17 protein-coding genes are annotated in these 20,927 nt (G+C 42.0%); 10 read left to right on the top strand and 7 right to left on the bottom strand.

Annotated elements, in window-relative coordinates; all coding sequences use genetic code 11:
• Nucleotides 1-17: 17 nt before the first annotated feature.
• Nucleotides 18-1,310: a hemolysin family protein gene (locus DW800_RS09085; RefSeq protein WP_005826501.1), complete on the bottom strand. Its 1,293-nt coding sequence runs from the start codon at nucleotides 1,308-1,310 to the stop codon at nucleotides 18-20.
• Between the two features lie 94 nt (nucleotides 1,311-1,404).
• On the opposite strand from DW800_RS09085, the gene DW800_RS09090 reads away from it, so the two are divergent.
• Complete coding sequence (locus DW800_RS09090; RefSeq protein ID WP_119957989.1) at nucleotides 1,405-2,217, top strand: alpha/beta hydrolase; 813 nt, start codon at nucleotides 1,405-1,407, stop codon at nucleotides 2,215-2,217.
• Nucleotides 2,218-2,225: 8 nt separating this feature from the next.
• Here the strand turns inward: DW800_RS09090 and DW800_RS09095 are convergent, their stop codons facing one another.
• Nucleotides 2,226-3,131, bottom strand: coding sequence for a DUF4595 domain-containing protein (locus DW800_RS09095; protein ID WP_005835902.1), 906 nt, complete (start codon nucleotides 3,129-3,131; stop codon nucleotides 2,226-2,228).
• 13 nt (nucleotides 3,132-3,144) lie between these two features.
• A complete protein-coding gene (locus DW800_RS09100; RefSeq protein ID WP_119957990.1) occupies nucleotides 3,145-4,566 on the bottom strand; it encodes a S41 family peptidase in 1,422 nt (473 codons plus the stop codon).
• A gap of 184 nt (nucleotides 4,567-4,750) precedes the next feature.
• Here DW800_RS09100 and DW800_RS09105 point away from each other — a divergent pair, with 184 nt between their 5' ends.
• Both DW800_RS09105 and mnmA read left to right on the top strand, forming a co-directional pair.
• Nucleotides 4,751-6,037 carry an O-acetylhomoserine aminocarboxypropyltransferase/cysteine synthase family protein gene (locus DW800_RS09105; protein WP_005835904.1) on the top strand — a complete coding sequence of 429 codons (1,287 nt, stop codon included), beginning with the start codon at nucleotides 4,751-4,753 and terminating at the stop codon, nucleotides 6,035-6,037.
• Between the two features lie 22 nt (nucleotides 6,038-6,059).
• Nucleotides 6,060-7,124: a tRNA 2-thiouridine(34) synthase MnmA gene (gene mnmA, locus DW800_RS09110; RefSeq protein ID WP_005835905.1), complete on the top strand. Its 1,065-nt coding sequence runs from the start codon at nucleotides 6,060-6,062 to the stop codon at nucleotides 7,122-7,124.
• Here mnmA and DW800_RS09115 read toward each other — a convergent pair.
• The 4 genes from DW800_RS09115 to DW800_RS09130 form a co-directional block, all read right to left on the bottom strand.
• Entirely contained in the window at nucleotides 7,115-7,777 is a 663-nt protein-coding gene (locus DW800_RS09115) for a response regulator transcription factor (protein ID WP_005826511.1), read from the bottom strand. The two genes, mnmA and DW800_RS09115, sit on opposite strands and share 10 nt — an antisense overlap.
• A gap of 90 nt (nucleotides 7,778-7,867) precedes the next feature.
• On the bottom strand, nucleotides 7,868-8,458 hold the full coding sequence (locus DW800_RS09120; protein WP_005826513.1) for a DUF4251 domain-containing protein: 591 nt from the start codon (nucleotides 8,456-8,458) through the stop codon (nucleotides 7,868-7,870).
• A 66-nt stretch (nucleotides 8,459-8,524) separates the two neighbouring features.
• Nucleotides 8,525-9,961, bottom strand: coding sequence for a Na+/H+ antiporter NhaC (gene nhaC / locus DW800_RS09125; protein WP_117703726.1), 1,437 nt, complete (start codon nucleotides 9,959-9,961; stop codon nucleotides 8,525-8,527).
• Between the two features lie 168 nt (nucleotides 9,962-10,129).
• On the bottom strand, nucleotides 10,130-11,305 hold the full coding sequence (locus DW800_RS09130) for an MFS transporter (RefSeq protein ID WP_087332714.1): 1,176 nt from the start codon (nucleotides 11,303-11,305) through the stop codon (nucleotides 10,130-10,132).
• Between the two features lie 407 nt (nucleotides 11,306-11,712).
• On the opposite strand from DW800_RS09130, the gene DW800_RS09135 reads away from it, so the two are divergent.
• The 7 genes from DW800_RS09135 (at nucleotide 11,713) to DW800_RS09170 (ending at nucleotide 20,858) form a co-directional block, all read left to right on the top strand.
• Nucleotides 11,713-13,413 (top strand): response regulator, encoded by a 1,701-nt coding sequence (locus tag DW800_RS09135; RefSeq protein ID WP_044468897.1) that lies wholly within the window; start codon nucleotides 11,713-11,715, stop codon nucleotides 13,411-13,413.
• A gap of 774 nt (nucleotides 13,414-14,187) precedes the next feature.
• Complete coding sequence (locus tag DW800_RS09145) at nucleotides 14,188-14,394, top strand: helix-turn-helix transcriptional regulator (RefSeq protein ID WP_025073813.1); 207 nt, start codon at nucleotides 14,188-14,190, stop codon at nucleotides 14,392-14,394.
• The gene (locus DW800_RS09150) at nucleotides 14,391-14,729 is read left to right on the top strand and encodes a HipA N-terminal domain-containing protein (protein WP_119957992.1); all 339 of its coding nucleotides are present in this window, start codon (nucleotides 14,391-14,393) and stop codon (nucleotides 14,727-14,729) included. Before DW800_RS09145 ends, DW800_RS09150 begins: the two co-directional genes overlap by 4 nt.
• Nucleotides 14,722-15,654 carry a HipA domain-containing protein gene (locus DW800_RS09155; RefSeq protein WP_207814328.1) on the top strand — a complete coding sequence of 311 codons (933 nt, stop codon included), beginning with the start codon at nucleotides 14,722-14,724 and terminating at the stop codon, nucleotides 15,652-15,654. The genes DW800_RS09150 and DW800_RS09155 overlap by 8 nt, the downstream gene beginning before the upstream one ends.
• Before the next feature lie 38 nt (nucleotides 15,655-15,692).
• Nucleotides 15,693-19,190, top strand: coding sequence for a hypothetical protein (locus tag DW800_RS09160; RefSeq protein ID WP_119957993.1), 3,498 nt, complete (start codon nucleotides 15,693-15,695; stop codon nucleotides 19,188-19,190).
• Entirely contained in the window at nucleotides 19,168-19,617 is a 450-nt protein-coding gene (locus tag DW800_RS09165) for a response regulator (protein ID WP_119957994.1), read from the top strand. Before DW800_RS09160 ends, DW800_RS09165 begins: the two co-directional genes overlap by 23 nt.
• Complete coding sequence (locus DW800_RS09170) at nucleotides 19,572-20,858, top strand: phosphorylase (RefSeq protein ID WP_243634915.1); 1,287 nt, start codon at nucleotides 19,572-19,574, stop codon at nucleotides 20,856-20,858. The genes DW800_RS09165 and DW800_RS09170 overlap by 46 nt, the downstream gene beginning before the upstream one ends.
• The last annotated feature ends 69 nt before the right edge of the window (nucleotides 20,859-20,927 follow it).

Genomic DNA, 20,927 nt, shown 5'->3' on the forward strand with positions numbered 1-20,927 from the left:
AGACGCAATAGCGTTTGTTATTCATCTTCTTCTTTCTTGATGACGAGCAGCTTGTCCACCCGTCCGCGGTCCATATCCACCACTTCGAAGTCCAGGTTTTTGTAGCTGAACAAGTCTCCGGCTTTCGGCACCCGTCCTATCAAGAACATGGCAAGACCGCTCAAGGTGGTGAAGTCTTCTTCTTTCAGGTCATCATAGTTCATAATGCCCATCGCCTCCATAAAGTCATCCAGATTCATAGAAGCCTCCACCAGCATGGAACCGTCCTGACGAACAACGATTTCCTCTTCTTCCGTTTCATTCTCTTCGAGGATGTCTCCGAAGATACTTTCCGTCAAATCGTGCAGGGTGATGATACCTTCTGTATTTCCATACTCGTCTACAACAACTCCGAACTTGTTTTTGTTCTTCTTAAACAGCTCTAAAACTTTCTTTGCATACAAACTTTCCGGAATAAACAAAGCAGGGCGTGCAATACTACGTAAGTTGAAGGGTTGTTCGCCGCCCATCATCAAGATGATGTCCTTTACGGAAACCACACCGATAATCTCGTCCTTTCCCCGCTCCACCAGGAGATATTTGCTGAAGTGTTCTTCGTGGATGATACGCAGCACCTCTTCCGGTGTGTCTGTGGGATGGAGCACGACGATGTCGCGGCGATAGGTCATCAGGTCATTCGCTCTTTTGTCCGAGAAGCGGAACACGTCACGCAACATTTCCGTTTCGTCTTTGTCGATGACGCCTTGTTCCGAGCTTTGGTGCAGAATCATCTTCAGTTCGTCTTGTGTCATTTGGCGTTCTTCGCCGCTGTTCAGTCCGATGAGTTTGTTCATCAGTTTGGTGGAAGCGCTCAGCAGGCATACAAACGGATAGGAAATCTTGGTCAGCACAATCATGAAGGGGCTGAGCATGGTGGCCCATCGTTCCGGATTGTTCAAGGCGATGGACTTGGGCACCAGTTCGCCTATGATGAGCGACAGATAGGTGATGATGGCTACTACGGTAATCATGGCGAGAGTCTTGGCATAGGCGGCTACTCCCGGAATGAGGGCGAACAGCGGTTCTACGTCATCAGCGATGGTGGCACCACCATAGGCACCGGATACGATACCGATAAGAGTAATACCGATTTGGATGGTGGAGAGGAATTTTTCGGGTTCTTCCAGTTGTTTCAATACTCCTTTGGCTCTTTTGTTCCCTTTTCCGACAAGAGTTTCAAGGCGTGCTTTACTTGAGGAGACTAAAGCGATTTCATACATGGCAAAAATGCCGTTCAGAATAAGTAAAAGTAGAATGATAATAAACTCCATAGTGGATTTTGAATAGTTTGTGAGGCAAAGATAATGATTTTTCAGTATTTATTGTTAATATTGCCATCCGTTAGAAAAAATAAACAATAAATAGATGAAAAAAAGAATTATTGCCTTGGGGCTTTTGTGGTGTCTGTCTGCCGTAATGTTGCAGGCGGCACGTGTAGACACGGTGTTGGTGAGAAGTGCAGCCATGAATAAGGATGTAAAAGTTGTGTATGTATTGCCTGATAAGGCTATCGGCAAGCAGGCTTGTCCGGTAGTTTATCTGTTGCACGGTTATGGCGGCAATGCGCGGAGCTGGGTGCAGCTGAAGCCGGAATTGCCGCAGATGGCAGATGAGAAAGGAATCATATTTGTATGTCCGGACGGCAAGAACAGTTGGTATTGGGACAGTCCGGAGAATCCTGCCTACCGTTATGAGACTTTTGTCACCTCGGAACTGGTGAAGTATACAGACGGGAACTATGCTACCATTCCCGATAGAAAGGCGCGTGCCATCAGTGGATTGAGTATGGGCGGCCACGGTGCTTTGTGGAGTGCTATCCGTCATAAGGATGTGTTCGGTGCAGCGGGCAGTATGAGTGGAGGAGTGGATATACGGCCGTTCCCCCAGAATTGGGAAATGAACAAGCAGTTGGGAGAGTTTGCTGCCAACAAGGCATCTTGGGATACGCATACGGTGGTCAACCAGCTGGATAAGATTGTAAATGGAGACTTGGCGCTAATCATCGACTGCGGTGAGGCCGATTTCTTTCTTGAAGTGAACAAGGACTTGCATAACCGGCTGCTGGCAAGGAAGATAGACCATGACTTCATCACCCGTCCCGGTGGACATACCGGAACGTATTGGAACAACTCCATAGACTATCACGTCCTTTTCTTCGACAAGTTCTTTAAGAAGTAAGTAACTTATTATTCGATGGTATAGTTCACGGTGCGTGTGTAGTCCTGCTCGTAGCCGTTCCTTATATGCCTGACGACTGCATGGCAGGAAGTGACGATACCCCGGTTATCTAACGTATAAGTATAGGTGGTGGTCTCTTCACTTTCTCCGTTGCTGTCCGGGATGAGTTGGGTAATCAGATAGTTTGCAGGTTCTCCCAATATCTTCCCGTATATGGCAACCGCATGCATGGAAAGCGGATACATGTCCGTAATGAATAGGCTTGGTATTTCGGAGATATTTGCAATTTCATTGCCTGATGGTGTGGTAGCCGTACTGTTGTGCTCAAAAGTGTCAACCTTTTGCTGTATGCGCAATGCCCGGAAGTTGCTGTAGTCTATTGTAATGAATGAGTATTCTTTTCCGTCGTCCAGCTTTTCTGTGATGTTTTCCAGATAGTATTTGTCTTCGGTGTTGATGAGGTAGGAGAAGGTGTAAGTACGGGTATTTCCTGCCATATCCTGACTGGTACAAGTGGTGGCATAACCTTTGTCATTCAGCGTGTAGGTTGATACTGTACCTGCTTCGTCGGTTATCACGGCTTGATGGTCCTTGTATTCGACAGTAGTGGTATTCTCTATCTCGAAGAGTTCGTCTCCTGCTGTAAAGCTCTGTTTGCCGGTGTAGCTGGTCAGCCTGCCTGCACTGTTGTAAAGGTAGGTGTGGGTGGCAGTAACCGGTTGCGCATCGCTCTCTATCACTTCTTTGAGTTCGATTTTGGAGAAAGGAGTGGTGGGGTAGGTTGACGGCTCCGGTTCTGGCGTATCATTGCCATTGTTATCATCGCTGCAAGCTGCCAGTCCGCCGAGCAACAGCAGGCTGAACATGATTCCCGAAAATCGGGTGATGATTGTAACTCTTCTGTTTAGTTTCATCCTATTGGTCTTTTTATTTGATGCGTACGGCATGGCTTGCCCGGCGTTCAATGGAGTTTGCGAGAGTGGTCACTCTTAAAGAACGGGTATTTTCTTGTGCGGGCGGTTGTATGCTTCCGTCGATGGCGCCGAGTGCAGTGCTCAATAAGGCTTCGTTGGTATCTCCAAAGGGCAGGAAACGTGACATGTCGCTCATCTCATTCACTACATATCCCGAGTAGGCCGGTTGGAATCCGGATTCATAATCAGATTTCCCTTCCGAATTGTATATCTTGCAGACGATGGGATTCATCGTTATCATCAGTTCGGGGCTGGAGAAATTCCTGGAACCTACATTCTTGCCTACGGTAGTACCGCCGATGATGACAACATCCATATACGGGTCGAGGCAGTTAATCACCATTTCGGAGGCGGAGGCAGTCTGGCTGCTGGTAAGTACGTAGAGAGTATTCAGGTTTAGGTTTGCTCCGTTTCCGATGAGTCCGGAGTTCAGGGTGAACGGTACTATCTGCGGATTGAAGCGGTTGTTGAATTCCAGGTACCCCAACTCTTGTCCCAAGGCGGAGGAAGGTGCAAGCATGGTACACAGCAATTCTGCGCAACTCAGTAATCCACCGTTGTTGTAGCGCAAGTCAAGGATGAATTCGTTGACTTGCTGTGATGCGAAATATTGGAATGCGCTGCGCAGGTCGTTGTCATATTCATTACTGTTGTCCGTGGGGCCGGAACTGAAGTGGTTGTAGACCAGATAACCTATTTTCTTGCTGCCTGATGTATATACATTCTTATAGTGCACCGGGTTGTCGTTGACGGGACGCGCCGATGCTATCTGTCTGGGTTTGTCGTAAGCAACGATGGCATTTTTCTCCACGTCGTAATAACCTACTGTAAGTTCCATGGCACTACTTCCATACAGTTTCTTATAATTCTGTTCAGTAATAAAGTTCCCGTCCATCTTCATAATCCAGTCACCCCGTTTCAGCCCGATTTCCGAGGCCGGGCTTCCGTCGGCAACGTAAAGAATCTGTGCAACAATGGCATTCTCTTCTCCTTCTACTTCTATCTGGTTGGTAGTGAACTGGAATCCGTAGCTGTAATCCGTATAGGGGATGCTGCGGGTAGTGGTGATGCTGACCAGACTGTCGATGGTGGAGAATTTGTCTTCTTCGGATTTGAGCGAGGCAAAGAAAGTGAAAGGGGCTTGAAAATAGTTCAGGTCGTTGGTATGGGGGATAGCGTCTACCCAATAGTACCACACACGCATGGTATCGTCAATCCAGCGGTCTGTCTGGGTCTGTCCGGCATACTCTTTCCAGCGGTCCACCCCGCAGGAAGTCAGATAAATGGGAAGAATCAGGGTTCCCAATATGAGTATCAGTATATTTCTTGCTTTCATGGGGGCAAAGATAGTGCAAATTGAGTGCAGAACTTTCATGCTTGCATGAAAAAGTTTTGCCGAAATGCAGTCTATCTTATCTAAAGATAGAAAATAGCTTGCTTATCTACCACAATTGTGGTATAAAATTCCCTAATCTGTGTCATTGTCTGCCCCGGCTTATCGCTCTATCTTTGCAACATCCGAATGAGAAACGGTTTATTCACCTAAAATACAAACGACAATGGAAACAAAGAAATTGCACTTTGAGACTCTACAACTTCACGTTGGACAAGAACAACCCGACCCGGCAACTGATGCCCGCGCCGTACCTATCTATCAGACAACTTCGTATGTATTTCGTAATTCGGCCCATGCGGCAGCCCGCTTTGGCTTGCAGGACCCGGGGAATATTTACGGGCGGTTGACGAATTCCACCCAGGATGTGTTCGAGAAACGTGTGGCGGCTCTGGAAGGCGGTGTTGCCGGATTGGCCGTAGCCTCGGGTGCGGCAGCCATCACTTATGCCTTTGAGAATATCACCCGTGCAGGCGACCATATCGTGGCAGCTAAGACCATCTACGGTGGAACGTATAATCTGCTGGCCCACACATTGCCTGCCTACGGGGTTACCACTACTTTTGTGGACCCGGGCAATCTGGACAATTTCGAGAAAGCGATTCAGGAGAATACCAAGGCAGTATTCATTGAAACGCTGGGAAATCCGAATTGCAACATCATTGACATTGATGCCGTTGCTGAAATAGCACACCGTCACCGGATTCCTCTGATTATAGATAACACCTTCGGTACTCCTTACTTGATTCGTCCCATAGAGCATGGGGCAGATATTGTAGTCCATTCGGCAACGAAGTTCATCGGAGGGCATGGTACGTCCTTGGGTGGTGTTATTGTAGATAGCGGCAAGTTCGACTGGGTGGCCTCGGGGAAGTTTCCCCAACTGACGGAACCGGACCCGAGTTATCATGGAGTACGTTTCGTCGACGCTGCCGGTCCTGCTGCCTATGCCATCCGTATCCGTGCCGTATTGTTGCGTGATACCGGTGCCACAATCAGTCCTTTCAATGCTTTCATTCTGTTGCAAGGATTGGAGACGTTGTCGCTTCGCGTGGAACGTCATGTGGAGAATGCCTTGAAAGTGGTTGAATTCTTGAAGAAGCATCCCAAAGTGGTTGCCGTGAACCACCCGTCCCTGCCCGAACATCCTGACCACGCGCTTTACGGGAAATACTTTCCGAATGGAGGCGGTTCTATCTTTACGTTTGAGGTGCGGGGCGGTGTGAAGGAAGCGCAGACGTTTATTGACAGTTTACAGATATTCTCGTTGCTTGCCAATGTGGCTGATGTGAAATCCCTGGTTATCCATCCTGCCACCACTACCCATTCCCAATTGAGTGCACGGGAATTGGAAGAACAAGGCATCAAACCGGGCACGGTCCGCCTCTCCATCGGGACAGAACATATCGATGATTTGCTGGACGACTTGTCCCAGGCATTTGACAGAATTTAAAAGAATAACAGTATACGATAGAATGAATATTGCTGTATTATTGTCGGGAGGTGTAGACAGCTCCGTGGTGGTACATCTCCTTTGCGAACAAGGTTACCGTCCTTCTCTATTTTATATCAAAATAGGGAGGGACGATGCCGATTATATGGACTGCTCTGCGGAAGAGGATATGGAGATGGCTTCTGCCATTGCCCGGCGTTATGGATTATCGTTGGAAGTAGTGGACCTGCACCGGGAGTATTGGGACCAGGTGGCGGCTTATGCCATTGATAAAATAAGACGTGGCTTGACTCCCAATCCGGATGTGATGTGCAACAAGCTGATAAAGTTCGGGTGCTTTGAGCAACGTGTGGGGAAGGATTTCGATATCACGGCAACCGGGCACTACGCCACTACGGTGTTGAGGGATGGAAAGACATGGCTCGGTACCGCTGCCGATTCCGTGAAAGACCAGACCGACTTTCTGGCACAGATAGATTATCTGCAAGTTTCCAAACTGATGTTTCCATTGGGCAGACTGATGAAGAATGAGGTTCGTGACATAGCCCTGCGTGCCGGATTGCCCAGCGCCAGACGTCGTGACAGTCAGGGCATCTGCTTTCTGGGAAAGATTGATTATAATGATTTTGTGCGCCGTTTCCTTGGCGAAAGGGAAGGGGATATTGTGGAGTTGGAAACGGGTAGAAAGTTGGGCAAGCATCGGGGCTATTGGTTTCATACCATCGGCCAGCGTAAAGGATTGGGGTTGGGTGGAGGACCGTGGTTTGTTGTCCGCAAGGATGTGGAGGAGAATGTGATTTACGTGTCCCGCGGATGTGATACGGCATTGCAATACGGCTATGAATTCCGTATGTACGATTTTCATTTCATTACGGATAATCCCTGGAAGGGAGCGCAGGAAGAGGTGGAGGTGACTTTCAAGATACGCCATACGCCGGAGTTTGTCAAAGGCAGGTTGCAAAAGGAGGCGGAGGGTTACCGCATTGTTTCGGAAGAAAAGCTGCAAGGCATTGCTCCGGGCCAGTTCGGAGTGGTGTATGATGCTGATGCCCGGCTGTGTGTCGGGAGCGGGGAGATTTATATATAATATTCCACCAAGTCTACGATGCCTGCCTTCATGGCATATTTGGTGGCTTCGTGCGCATTGTTTACACCCAGTTTCCGGAAGATATTCTTCCGGTGGCTGTTTACCGTATGGAAGCTGAGGTTTCGTTCGGCAGCTATTTCTTTGGTTGTTTTCCCCAGGGCTATCTCTTTTAGGATGCTCCGTTCGGCAGTAGTCAGTAAATCATCTTTGATGGTAGGATGAGTGGGGGAGGAGGAACCGTTGCCTGCGAGCAGCAGGTTACTGACGTGATTACAGATGAATCGCTCCTTGCGTGAGGCGCATTGTAGTGCGGTCAGTATCTCTTCTTTGGAATTATCCTTCAGCGCTACGCCGAATGCCATGCTGCTGAACAATACCTGGCGCAGGAACGGTAGGCTCAATTCGTCGGAAAAGAGTAGCCAATCGGCTTCCTTGAAGCGTTCGTGAAGTACCATTAGCTCTTCGGCTCCCGAAAAATCAAAAAGGGTATAGTCCAGAATGACAACGGCGGTGGGATGCAGGCGTAGTTGCTGTATCAGTTCTGCCTTGTTGTCGGCTTCCAGCAGCAGGGAGGTGTCTTTCTGTCTGCCCAATAGGAACATCATGCCTGCTTTGGTGATATCTTGATTGTCTGCAATGATAAATTCTCTCATGACATTGGTATATAAAAAACTCCGCTACAAATGTACACTTTTTAGTGTGATTTGTGGCGGAGTGGGAATATATATATTTATATAAGGGTTTTACCAGGAACGTCCCTTGAATATGTTGGATTGTTCCAGCGGAACCAGGTTCCCGCTCAAAGTCATGGTGTTGGAGTTGAAGTTCGGGCTGATGGTTACGGTTGCGTTGTTCCCGCCATCGGTCAGCGTAAGGAATATCTGGGCGGAAATGCCGATACCCTGGATGCTGAAGTTACAATTCACGTTGCCCCGTTTGTCGGTAGTCATTTGGATGTCCGATACGGTTCCGTCTACTGTTACACCGCCAATGCCGTTAGGACCTGGGTATACGGTGTTGAAGGCTACCTGCACGGTGCCACGTCCTTGGTTGACCAATACGAAGTTGGTGTTGGAGTTTACAAATGCGGTCTGTCCGTTGCGGAACATCACTTGGTCTGCCTCCATTACGAACTGGTGAGCTTTCAAGGCCGCCATTGCGTCATCGTACGAAATGGCATCCTGTGCTTGTTCTTCAGCTTTCAGGCGTGCACGTTCTGCGTCTCTTTGGGCTTTACGGTCTGCGCGCTTTTCAGCTCTACTCTCTTGTGCATACATGGTCGTTGTTGCCATGCTTACCAATACTACTGCTGCTAATGCAATAAACTTTTTCATAATCGAATCTTTTTTTGTTTAGGTTTAAATAAATTGTTCGTTATAAGTTTATTGCAAGAACAATGCCTATCCAGGATTGTTCACCGGTTTTTTAATTATTTTATATCCGATAGCAGCAATAAAGATACTCATTACCGGACTGATAAGGTTGAAGAAGCAATAGGGAAGGTAGGTCAGTGTGGGTACACTCAAAATGGTGGCTTGCGTCATGCCGCAGGTGTTCCATGGGATAAGCGGGGAGGTGACGGTAACGGCATCTTCCGTGGTACGGCTAAGTAGCCGGCTTTCGTAGCCTTTCTTTGCGTAAACGTTGCTGAACATGTTTCCGGTGAGGATAATGCTGATGTACTGGTCTGCCGTGGCAAGGTTCAGGAACAATCCGGAACATACGGTGGATGCTACCATGCTGGCTGTATTCTTCATGAAGCGGACGAATAGGGAAGTGATGCTTCCTAGCATGCCGCTTGCCGTCATGGCTCCACCGAAACACATGGCGCAGATGATGAGCCAGATGGTATTCATCATTCCTGCCATACCTCGTGTGGCAATCAGTTCTGTCAACATGTCACTGTCAGTTTGTAGACTGGTACTGCCATAGAATGTCATCATTATCCCTTTGAACATATTCCCACCTTCCGCTATCTCATTCAGTAGTCCCGGTTGGAAGATGAAGGCGAATATCCCTGCCAGCAGAGTGGAGAGAAAGAGTGTGATGACGGAAGGCACTCTCCGGGCAATCAGTATTCCCGTAATCACGGGAACAGCCAGTAACCAGGGAGTAATGTTGAATTTGGCGTCCAATGCTGCCGTAAATTCCGCGATCTGTTGTGTATTGTTCGTTTCGTGTGTGAGTCCCATTACTGTAAAGATGACAAGGGTGATGAGGAGAGAGGGGACGGTGGTGATCATCATATAGCGGATATGGCTGAATAACGGTGATTCCGTTACGGATGAGGCAAGGACTGTGGTATCCGATAACGGTGAAATTTTGTCTCCGAAATAGGCTCCCGAAATGATGGCACCGGCTATCCATCCCTCTTCAAAACCTTGTGCCTTACCTATGCCCAAAAGGGCGATACCGATGGTGGCGATAGTGGTCCATGAACTTCCCGTCATTACTGATACCAATGCACAAATAATGCAGGTAGAAGCAAGGAAAAAATTCGGATGGATAATCTGCATACCATAATATATAAGGGTAGGTACCACCCCACTTATCATCCATGTGCCGCTCAAAGCACCGATAATCAATAGAATAATGATAGCTGTGGCAACACCTGAAATGTTGTTGGTGATGGCAAGTTCATAATCTTTCCAAGGGATGCGGTAGAAAGCCATGCCGATAAAGACACACATACCAGTGGTGGCAAGCAGGGAAATCTGGCTTCCTCCACTCAAGGCGTCACTTCCGAAAGTATGGATGGTGGCGAACAGCATTCCTACGAGAAAAGCGATGGGAAATAGAGAAACGAGTGGAGAGGGTATTTTCTTTGCTGAATTCATAGGGTTGTTTTTGACTATGCTTGGTTGACGAATCTATTATCAATCTGTCGTTTATAGTTTGATGCGGCAAAGGTATAACAATTCTGTTTAATATCTTTCTTATCCTCTGTATGACAAATAAAAATTATCAAATCTTTGCGTTTGCTTGGAAAAATGATAGTATCCTTGTTATTTCTTGCTGTAAAGGGTGATGGACAACGATATTATTGTTAAAATAACGCCGGTGCCGACCACGCCACTCCATCCCCAAGTCTGCCAACTGCTTCCTGCAAGGAAGGTACCCAAAGAGCCGCCGATGAAGTAAGTGGTCATGAAAATCGTATTTACCCGATTGGAGGCAGACGGGTAGATGTCGAAAATACTGGTCTGGTTGCTGAGTTGGATGCATTGCATGCCTATGTCTATAAGAATGACACCGGTAATGATACCTGCATAGTTGTTTCCGCAGAAAAAGAGCGAGGCCCATGCAAGCAGAATCATTCCGCAACCGATAAAGTTGAAATTGCGTATGCCTACTTTTTTTACATATTTTCCTACAAAAGATGCGGTTAAGGCTCCGGCAATGCCGCAGAGCCCTAGTATGCCGATGACATCGCTGGATGCATGGAACGGGGCTTCTCCCATTTTGAATGCAAGGCAGGACCACATGGCAAGGAATGAGCCAAAGGCCAGTCCTGCACGTATCGAGTAGATTCGTAGAGAGGGGTATTCTCTTACTAATGAGAAAAGAGACTTCATCAGCCCGGAATATTTGCCTTGGAAAGTCGGTTGTATGTCCGGTAGTACCTTTAATACAACGATAGCGCATAGTAACATCATTCCAGCGGCGATGAAGTACATTTCACGCCAGCCAAGCACTTCACCCACAAATCCGCTGACAACACGTGATGCAAGTATTCCAGTCAGTAATCCTGAGATGACGACACCTACATTCCGTCCCTTGTTTTCGGGGCGTGAGAATTGCGAGGCAATCGGTACAAATATTTGGGGTATCATGGAGCAGATGCCGGTAATGAGTGATGCTGCCCAGATGATGTAGATGTTCGGTGCCATGGCAATGGCTAGAAGGGAAAATATGAGTAGGAAGAAATTCGTCAGGATGATATTCTTGCGTCGATAGAGGTCTCCTAATGGGACGATGAACAATAATCCCAGCGCATATCCGATTTGTGTAATCATGGCAATGAGGTTCGTTTTGAATTCAGAAACTTCCAATTCATGCCGCATGATATTAAGCAGGGGTTGATTGTAATACAAGTTGGCTACGGACACGCCAGCTACGATAGCAAGTGTCCAGAGTATATGTGCCGGTAATCCTCCGTTTTCTTTCAGTTCTAGTTTCATGCTGCAAAGATAATGTCTTTCTGTTTCATGCGCAAGATATGTGAGTATGATAAGAATATGTGTGAAGTGGTATCATCTTTTTAGCCTTTCCGTTTGTTATACTATTATTTTGTTTGAGAATAATTGATTGGAGCTATCTTGGATAAGCGGAATGTTGTATTGATATTTAAAGATACGTTGGGCATGGGAAATGAATGGTTTAGAGAGTTGCTGGGTATGAAATACAGGTGGACGAAATGCAGGCTCTTCTAGCAAACGAGGGTTGGTAAGGTGAATTCGATGACTCAAGGAACCTACCGTTCCCCCATTAGACCGCCTCCTGATGACATACTTGGGATTATCCTGCTATTGACTGAAAACTCGGGTATATATTAGTATGAATCATTATTACTTAAACTTATAATAGTATGAAACATTTATTGATAATAATAATAGTAGTGTCATTATGCGTTTTCCTGCTATCCATCGGTGTATATCATAAGGTTCCCTGGTCTGTTCTGCCAATAGTGGCTAGTGGAATCTGTATATTATGTTGGCTTTTGTTCCATTTGCTCTGTATCAGTGAAGAAAGAGATTTACTGAAAGAGGGAAATCAGTATTTCATTGATACCTTTCAAAACATACGTAATCCCATTTCTTTGATTAAGACACCGTTAGGGGCAGTTTACGAAGGAGACTGTCCGGAAGACATAAAGAAGGAACTGGCAGTTGCACTTCATCATATAGGCGGGCTGGAGCAGCACTTGATAGCGTTAATGGAGTTGAAACGACTATTTGGCAATTCTGGTAGCCTGGTAGTTGCAGAACATGAAATCGGCGCATTTATGAGGAAGAAAGTGTCTTTTTTACAGTCTCATGTGGCCGGGTTGCAGATGAAGCTGGATTTGGTTCCGGATTTTGACTATGCAAGCGCTTGGTTTGATCCGGGAAAGATATCTCCGGTTATCGACCGGTTTGTATTGAGTGCCATCGAGTGTTCTCTGCCGGAAACGCACCTCTCGATGCAGGTTTCGTTGAAGGGAGATTACTGGGCAATCAGGATTAAGGATACAGGCAACAAGCGATTTCTGAAATGTTGCAGATGGTACTCGTCGCGGCTTCCTATTCTGCGACCTCTGCATGGCAAGCAGTATGGCATGGGCGGTGTGTTTTTTGACAAGTTGATGAATATGTGTGACGGGAAAATACTGACTTTGGAAAAGGAGGCTCTGCTTCGATTTCCCATAAGATGTTCGTGTGCGGTTTCGGGGGGGTATACATCCTTAAATATTCCGGACACTTTTCAGGTGAATGAGTCGGAAATAGCTTTCCATGGTTTCTCGAAGAAAAAAAATATGGATAGACCTTTAGTGATACTTGCGGATAATGACAAGGGATTCAAGGATTATCTTGAGAAACGTTTATCGGAATGTTTTGTAGTGAGGAGCTTTGATGACGGTCAGGAAGCATTGGAGGTAATATGTGAAGAGTATCCGGATTTGGTGATTTGTGATATCATGTTGAAAGGTATGAGCGGTGAGGAACTTTCTTCTAAACTGAAGACGTCGAGGGACACCTCCTTTATTCCGGTGATATTGATGGGGGCGCACATTGATGTGAAACGGCGGGAAAAGCGTTGTTCTTCTCAGGCTGATCTCTTTGTATGTAAGCCCTTTAATCTGGAGGACCTTAAAGTGGAAATATCCATATTGATAAATAATAGCCGTTTTCTTCGGAAGACATTTCTTCAGAAAGTTTTTGGAGAAGATTTTTTAACGAAACCTATGGAGCGGGCTCAGCAGGATGCCAATCTGGCATTTTTGAATGAAGTGAAGCTTTACATTATGGAGAATATGGATAAAGAGGATTTGACAGTAGATGATATTGCCTCCAGGATGTGCATGAGCCGGACAACCTTTTATAATAAGTGGAAGTTGTTGACGGGAGAAGCACCCAAATATTTGATTTCGAGAATCAGGATGGAGAAGGCACGGGAACTTTTGGAAAGCGGAAAATTTTCTGTGACTATGGTTGCTGAAATGGTGGGTATGCGAAATCTGAAAAACTTCAGAGGCAGGTATAAGGAGTATTTTGGAAAAACACCGAAGGAGTTTATGAAAAAAGTATGATATTTATCTGAAGAAAACTTTCATAGAAAGGCTGTCACATATTAGATAATGGACAGCCTTTGTTTTGAAATGGGAGATAGGAGAACTGAACATCCTAAGCTATCTATAAAGGAAAATCTCTCATCGTTTTGTTTTGGGGATAACTGGGTATATATGATTAGCTTTACTTGCCGATGCAGCATATTTACATCACTGATTATCAGTGACTATTCATTTTAATCGGTACAACCTTCGTTTTTACAAGTACACAGAATGTAGGGACAAATGCAAATTGTTGTATTTCATTGTTTTGCATATACGTGTTGTACCGCCTCTTTTCAGTCCTTTTGTGGAATGTCCGCTATCAGTTTCAACGTGTTGAATGATAGGGAATTTCCGCATGGATGTTACAGAACGCTTGCTGAATACAAAGGTAGTGCTTTTCTTGGAATTTCTGCGGTTTGCGGTGGGATTTTTTCCTCCAGTTATTTTAGATGTTTGATTCGTTGTAAAAAGTGTAATGAATCTGAATTATTCGCTTGGAAAAGTGTAAAACAGTGCTTGTGTACTTTAATCTGTGGTTTTGAATCTGACTGTATTATACCTTATCTGATATAATAATATTGGTGGTAAAATTAATTATACCCCCTATGGTATAATGTGAGATATTTGTATTAACTTTGCACCCGAAAAGGTATAAATGAAGTGTAAGCCGAGTGAAGAATCAAACTTGTTTGATTTATTACGAGGTGTAGTCTTTATTGTAAAATCATGGATTTTAAACGTTGGATGCTTATGAATAATCTCTCTACTACGGTCAAGATGCTGCGAAAACAGTATAATCTGACGCAAGAGGAGCTTTCGTTGAAGTCGGGAGTAGGATTGCGCTTTGTGCGAGACCTTGAACAAGGAAAGGAAACGCTGCGTCTTGATAAGGTGAATCAGCTTCTTGATTTCTTCAATTATGAAATGGTTGCCACTTCTAAAACTGATAATCAATGAGACAAGCCCGTATATTTTACAAAGACCAATTGGCAGGGATTCTAACAGAAAACGATGCTGGATATGAGTTCCGCTATTTGCCGGAATATCTCTCTTTGGAAACGGCTAATGCTGTTAGCCTGACATTGCCTTTACAGGCAGATGCATATACAAGCTCTGTGTTGTTTCCGTTTTTCGATGGTTTGATACCTGAAGGATGGCTGTTGGATGTTGCACTGCGGAATACAGACATCAGTATTCTTGATCGGATGTCGTTGCTCATGACTTGCTGCAAGGATTGTATTGGAGCGGTAAGCGTTATTCCAATGGAAGAAAAGGAGGTGAACCATGTGTAATTGTCTGTATTGTTATCGTCCACTCTTAAAGGGGGAAAGGGATATGCACACAGCTTGCATAAAGAAGTTCTTCGGAACAACAACATTGCCTGTTCTTGATTATACGACAGAGCAACTAGACCAGCTTGCTCTGCAAATCATTCAAGACCAAACCTCTTTGACTGGTGTTCAGCCGAAATTGTCCTTACATTTGAACGAGCATGAAGGCAGTAAGCGATTGACGATTGTCGGGCTTTGGGGTGGTTATATATGTAAGCCGCAGACCTCTCAATATGAAATGATGCCTGAGGTTGAGGATTTGACTATGCACCTTGCAGAGGTGGCACGTATTGGTGTAGTTCCTCACACGCTGATGCGGATGGCGGATGATACTCTATGCTATCTTACCCGTCGAATAGACAGGACGCCTGCCGGAGAAAAGATAGCAATGGAAGATATGTGCCAATTGACGGAAAGGCAAACAGAGCATAAATACAAGAGCAGTTATGAGCGTATTGGCAAGGCAGTTTTGAAATATTCTTCTTTACCCAAAATGGATGTTACCAATTTCTTCGAATTGGTGCTTTTCTCTTGGCTGACAGGGAATAACGATATGCATTTGAAAAATTTCTCTTTATATGAAGCGATGGATAAGATACGTCTAACCCCTGCTTACGATTTGCTAAATGCGGCTATCATCAATCCCAAAGATGATGAAGAACTGGCATTGACCTTGAATGGTCGGAAGAAAAAGCTTCAAAAGGAAGACTTTATCAAGGCAGCAGCCACTTTGGGCATAGAGAATGTGATTGTAGAACGACTGATAAATAAGTATGTCAAGCTGTTGCCCAAGTTTGAGACTGTAATTCAATACTCGTTTCTAAGTGCTGAATTAAAAGTAAAGTATTCTAGACTATTAAGAAAGCAAATAGGCAAGCTTTCGTAAAGCTAATAAAATAGAAAATTTTACATAGATAAATAACAATGATAAATAAACGATTTATTCCTCAAATATTAATTCCAAAGATTAAGTCATCTTGGAAAGATTATCAAGTCATAGAAGCTTTTCTTTCAATGAAAGGAGATAAGAAAAAATGGTCGGAGATTGCATTTACATTGAAATATGCAGAAAATAATGCTTTAATCAATTTGACTTTGGGGAGTTTGTTTGAATCTCGCCCTATTCTAAGTAGTGTTATATGGGGCAATATGGTGCCCAAGCGGATTGAGGAACTTGGTACAGGTTGGAATCGTTATTTCTATAAACCTCAATCGGTCGAAGTCGAAATTAACTGGATATTACAAAGTTTCAAAAAACATAAAAATATTTTAAGGAAATTCATTCCATTACGCGATAAGATTGAAAAACATATTCTTTTGGGGGAGTACTCACAAGCAGAATCATTACTGGAAGAATCCTTAAAGAGTATAGGATATACTGTCTGGTATTATGAGATGCGACTAACAATAGCTGGACTGCAAAATAATCTGTCAAAAGCAATTGAGATTGTTAGCAATTTTAATACGATTCATAAAGATTTAAAACGAGGAATCGTTCCGATAATATTGTCAAATATATTATCAAGAAGTCAGCGTTCTGTTCCCTCTTATGAGTATGATGCAGAGTTGTATTCACGGTACAAAAAAAATAGAACTGAATTTCAAAATGATCGTTATAATTACTATCTGTTTCGTCTGAACTACTATCAAAATTATAATATAGATGACCTTTCTGTTGCATTAATGATGGAAAGTTTGAATTCTGTGATAGATAGGTATATATTAATGAATTATATTCTGCGATCTTATATAATAAAAGATACAAAGAAAAAAGATGCTGTAAATGAGTTTGCATTAGTGCTTTATAATATAACCTCAGATCGTTGTTGGATACCATATATTTTGCTTAAACCTCACAATAAACTGCCTGAAGGATATTATGATAAGGATTTTATATCTATACTTGATAAATACTATACAGGAGAATACGATAAAGTGATTTCTGAATGTGGAATATTTATATCTAATAAACCGTATCATTTTGATGTTTTAAAGTTGTACTGCAGGGCTTTGCTTTTTAAGAATAATGGCTTTAGGCAAATAGTAAATAGTGCTGATTCTGTTCTGAATGAAGTTGCAAAATTGATTTATTCCGTGATGACGGAACAGGATAATGCAATAAGCCTAGATTTATTATATCAACGTTGTAAAAATTTGTATGGTTTAAGTTTTGCATGTGGATTAGATTATTATATAAAAGAAGAAAAAAAATGGGAGAAAGATCCGTGGCTTCATTTATCTACTATGAGTTGTTTTGATCCGCTTTTTACTACTGCTTTTGAAAATAATGCAGAAAAACTAACATATTTGGATTTGGGACTAAAATATGGTGAAGGATCTGTAGTTATACCATATCAGAAAAGAAGAGTAGAGAAATTAACAACTGAGGAATCTAAAGTTGTTGACTACATACGTGAAGTGGATAATGCGAAAATTACTTTCGAGAACAAAGAATATGAAAAGGCAATAGGACTATGGAATTCTATAATTGAAAAAAATACTGAATATATACCTACTGTACAAACATCCGTGGAATATACTTTTATGTCGTACATAAATATGGGAGTAGCGTTTCGACAAAAAGCTATTCGTTTTTATGTAGAGAAGTATATTGAAAATAAAGCTTTTGTATCAAAAGTGGATACAAGACAATTCATGATGGATATTAAGAATTCAAGATATGATGGCTTAAAGAATGATATTGATTTTTTGATATTTATATTCCTAAACGCAGAGAACTATCCTCAAAAACAGTTTGTGTTAGAAAGTTATTGTAAATATGAAAATGTAATTTATCCATCAGATTTATTGGATAAATTTAAAAAGAGAGACCCTAGGAAAGTGGAATTGTTTCTATTTCTACTTGTCACAGATGATTTATTGTATCATCACTATAAGTTAAAAAGTACATTGGAGGTGCTTGATGAAAAAATTAAGATTGCTAGTTTTCTGAAAAGTAAATTTCCTCAAAATAATTTATATTCTAATATGTGTACAGAATTAATGCATGAAATTGTCGCATATAGAGGAATGAAGAAATTAGACGATAGTAAGATTTTTGTAAATGAAGATGCAATAATGAAGTATGAATTATGTAAAATTGATGATTTGTATGACAGGTTTAAGAAACAGGCTGCCCTGGTACGCAGTAATAGGGTTTTTGTGCTGGTTAATGGTTCTGATTTTTCGCATAATAATGCAGTAGACTTAATTGATGATATTGCTACTTACTCTAATAATGCAATTGAAGAAGTTGCACTTCAAATTTTTAACGTAATAAGATATGCATTCTTGAAGAGTAGATTTGGTTTAGGAACATATTTAAGTACACGAATTAGACATGGAGTATTTGAGGGGGAATTACGATCTGATTTTGAGCGATTGAATCTAATACTGAACCAGTCTGGACAACAATATATGCCATCTGATTATTGGTCTGTTGAATACTCTTTGGATTTAGAAATGCGTGAGAACTTGTATCGTGCGCAAGTTAAATTTTCTAAGGATATAGATTTTCTTATAACTTCGTTTAAAGATACAGTTATTCAAATTCGTGTAGACGAAGATGACGAGAAAATAGGAGAATTTGATTATGTTGTAGATACGAAAGAGTTGTGTAATCGTCTGATGGATGTCGAATTTAAAACTCAAGATCGGGAGTCGTTTTGTAAGGGTGTAATGGCTTATCTTTGGGAAATAACCGAGAGACGATTAGAAAATATTAGAGAGAGAATCTCTAATCAATTGAAACCGGATATATTGGGACATTTGCAAACATTAGAACTTAGTTTTGATTCCCTTTCTGGTCATAAGACTTTGAATGCAGATTTAAAAACTGCAGTTAACAATGCGAGAGCAGCTTTGATAAATAAGTTGACGAAAGTAGAAAAATGGTTTCATAGACAAGAAACCAAATTTGAAGATTTTGATATTGAGAATCATATTCGTATGACTATGGAGCAAGCAGCAAGATATTATTCAGATATTCAATTTGAAATGAATGTAAAAATGGTATCTTTACCTACTCAGATACGTTCTGAATATAGTTCTTCTATGTTTGACTTGTTTTTTATTTTTCTGACAAATATGTTGAAATATAGCAAGAGTACAAACCCAAGAATTTTCCAAATAAATTCTCAAATGATGGATGATAGTGTCATAAAAATATCATTAATAAATGATATTCAAACTGGTATTCAAGAAAATGAACTGAATCATATTTTAGAGAGGAAGATGAATGATATTGCAAAGTTGCAGCAGGAAGGTGGTAGTGGTTTGGTGAAAGCTATGACTATTGTGAAATATGATTTTGGTAACACGAATAATACTTTTACTATCCAAGCTATTGAAGGTAAATGTATTGTTGATGTATTGTTTAATATAAAAGATATGTTGGTTGATGAAAAAAATATTGTTAGTTGAAGATTATGAAGAAAAAGCTAGTAATATACTAGCTTTCCTTAGGCAGGAGTTTTCTAATTATGAAGTTACTCATTGCGCATCGTATAATTCTGCACAAGAAGAAATTTTTGAACGTGGGAGTGATTACTCTCTGATATTATTGGATATGTCTATGTCAACCTATGACTTGTCTACAGATGCAAGTGGTGGTTTGCCAGAACCTTCTGCAGGTCAATATATTCTTGAAGGTATGTTTCTTCGACAAATTATGACCCCAGTCATTGTAGTTACAATGTATAACGTGTTTGGTCGTAAACAATTGGATGCTTTTGATATTGATCTTAAGAATGATTATCCTCAAAATTATAAATCATATATATATTATTCTTCGCAAAAAAATGATTGGAAGAATCAATTAAAAAAACAAATAAAAGAAATTATAGCATGATCCAAATTTTAATATTAGACGACAGTCAAGACAAAAGAAATTCGCTTAAATCTGTTATTCAACCTTTATTCCCTCAGGGTGAAATAGTAATTGACGAGGCTGATTGTTTGGTTGATGGTAGAGAGTTGCTTCAGGAAAAGACATATGATATGCTCATTCTTGATATGGTACTTCCTGAGCATCGGGAAGATTTAGAAACTGAGATGAATAGACGTGGTGGTGTAGAGTTATTGGAGGAAATATACATTAATCAAAGTATAAAGAAGCCAATCCAAATAATTGGCTTGACTGAATATGAGGAAGAATTTTCTGAACAGCAGAAGGAATTTAAGGATAAATTGTGGTATTTGTTGTTTTATTCGCGGAAAAATAACGAATGGAAAGTTCAACTCAAAGATAAAGTCTGTCAATTAGGACAAATGAAGAAAGATTTAGAAGCATCCATTAAAAATAGCAATACTCATGATTTGGGGATTATTTGTGCATTGAATGAGGAATTCATAATGATGCAAAAGGCTTTTGTTGGGTGTGATTGGAAGTCGATACAAGTAGAAGGACTTCCATATGTATTTAAGACGACCAAGATTACAGGTAGTCATTTGAAAGATTATAGTATTATAGCGGCATGTGCAAATAAACCTGGCATTTGTGCAACATCAATTCTAGCCTCTACATTGTATAATCATTTTGGAGTAGATACAATTTTTATGACAGGTATTACTGCGGGGGTAGATAATGGTGATATTGCACTAGATGATATCATTATAGCTGATGCAATACATGATTATGCTTCGGGTAAGCTTAAAGAACAGGTATCTGGCGATATTAAATTTTTAAAAGAAATGAATCAGATACATGCAAATCATAGTTTGATAGCATTGGTGGCTGAGTTTATATCTGATCCAGATCATCTAAGAAATATAAACGAGTCCATTCATGATGCTAATTTAAAAGATGAAAAATCAAACGTATCTGCTTGTATAGCCAAAACAGTATGTGGTCCTTTTGTTGTCGCTTCTTCGTCTGTTGTAAAAGATTTGCAAGAAGATGAACGCAAATTGCAAGCGCTTGATATGGAGGGGTTTGCTCTTTATGCAACAGCTCATACTCTTGGTAAAAAAGCTCTTTGGATTAAAGCGGTATCTGACTTTGCCGATATAAAGAAAGCTGACGGACATCATAAAACTTGTTGTTTTGCAAGTGCTACTTTCTTATATGAATTTATTAGAGAAATGCTATAGGTAAAGGATGCTTCGATATAAACAAACTAATCTTGGTTATCGAATATAATTCACTATATTTGCACTATA

This window comes from Bacteroides sp. AM32-11AC (assembly GCF_003603515.1).
GTDB lineage: Bacteria > Bacteroidota > Bacteroidia > Bacteroidales > Bacteroidaceae > Bacteroides > Bacteroides uniformis.

Coding starts and splice junctions, on each gene's coding strand:
- DW800_RS09085 (WP_005826501.1), bottom strand. CDS start 1,310: ATGGAGTTTATTATCATTCTACTTTTACTTATTCTGAACGGCATTTTT.
- DW800_RS09090 (WP_119957989.1), top strand. CDS start 1,405: ATGAAAAAAAGAATTATTGCCTTGGGGCTTTTGTGGTGTCTGTCTGCC.
- DW800_RS09095 (WP_005835902.1), bottom strand. CDS start 3,131: ATGAAACTAAACAGAAGAGTTACAATCATCACCCGATTTTCGGGAATC.
- DW800_RS09100 (WP_119957990.1), bottom strand. CDS start 4,566: ATGAAAGTTCTGCACTCAATTTGCACTATCTTTGCCCCCATGAAAGCA.
- DW800_RS09105 (WP_005835904.1), top strand. CDS start 4,751: ATGGAAACAAAGAAATTGCACTTTGAGACTCTACAACTTCACGTTGGA.
- mnmA (WP_005835905.1), top strand. CDS start 6,060: ATGAATATTGCTGTATTATTGTCGGGAGGTGTAGACAGCTCCGTGGTG.
- DW800_RS09115 (WP_005826511.1), bottom strand. CDS start 7,777: ATGAGAGAATTTATCATTGCAGACAATCAAGATATCACCAAAGCAGGC.
- DW800_RS09120 (WP_005826513.1), bottom strand. CDS start 8,458: ATGAAAAAGTTTATTGCATTAGCAGCAGTAGTATTGGTAAGCATGGCA.
- nhaC (WP_117703726.1), bottom strand. CDS start 9,961: ATGAATTCAGCAAAGAAAATACCCTCTCCACTCGTTTCTCTATTTCCC.
- DW800_RS09130 (WP_087332714.1), bottom strand. CDS start 11,305: ATGAAACTAGAACTGAAAGAAAACGGAGGATTACCGGCACATATACTC.
- DW800_RS09135 (WP_044468897.1), top strand. CDS start 11,713: ATGAAACATTTATTGATAATAATAATAGTAGTGTCATTATGCGTTTTC.
- DW800_RS09145 (WP_025073813.1), top strand. CDS start 14,188: ATGAATAATCTCTCTACTACGGTCAAGATGCTGCGAAAACAGTATAAT.
- DW800_RS09150 (WP_119957992.1), top strand. CDS start 14,391: ATGAGACAAGCCCGTATATTTTACAAAGACCAATTGGCAGGGATTCTA.
- DW800_RS09155 (WP_207814328.1), top strand. CDS start 14,722: ATGTGTAATTGTCTGTATTGTTATCGTCCACTCTTAAAGGGGGAAAGG.
- DW800_RS09160 (WP_119957993.1), top strand. CDS start 15,693: ATGATAAATAAACGATTTATTCCTCAAATATTAATTCCAAAGATTAAG.
- DW800_RS09165 (WP_119957994.1), top strand. CDS start 19,168: ATGAAAAAAATATTGTTAGTTGAAGATTATGAAGAAAAAGCTAGTAAT.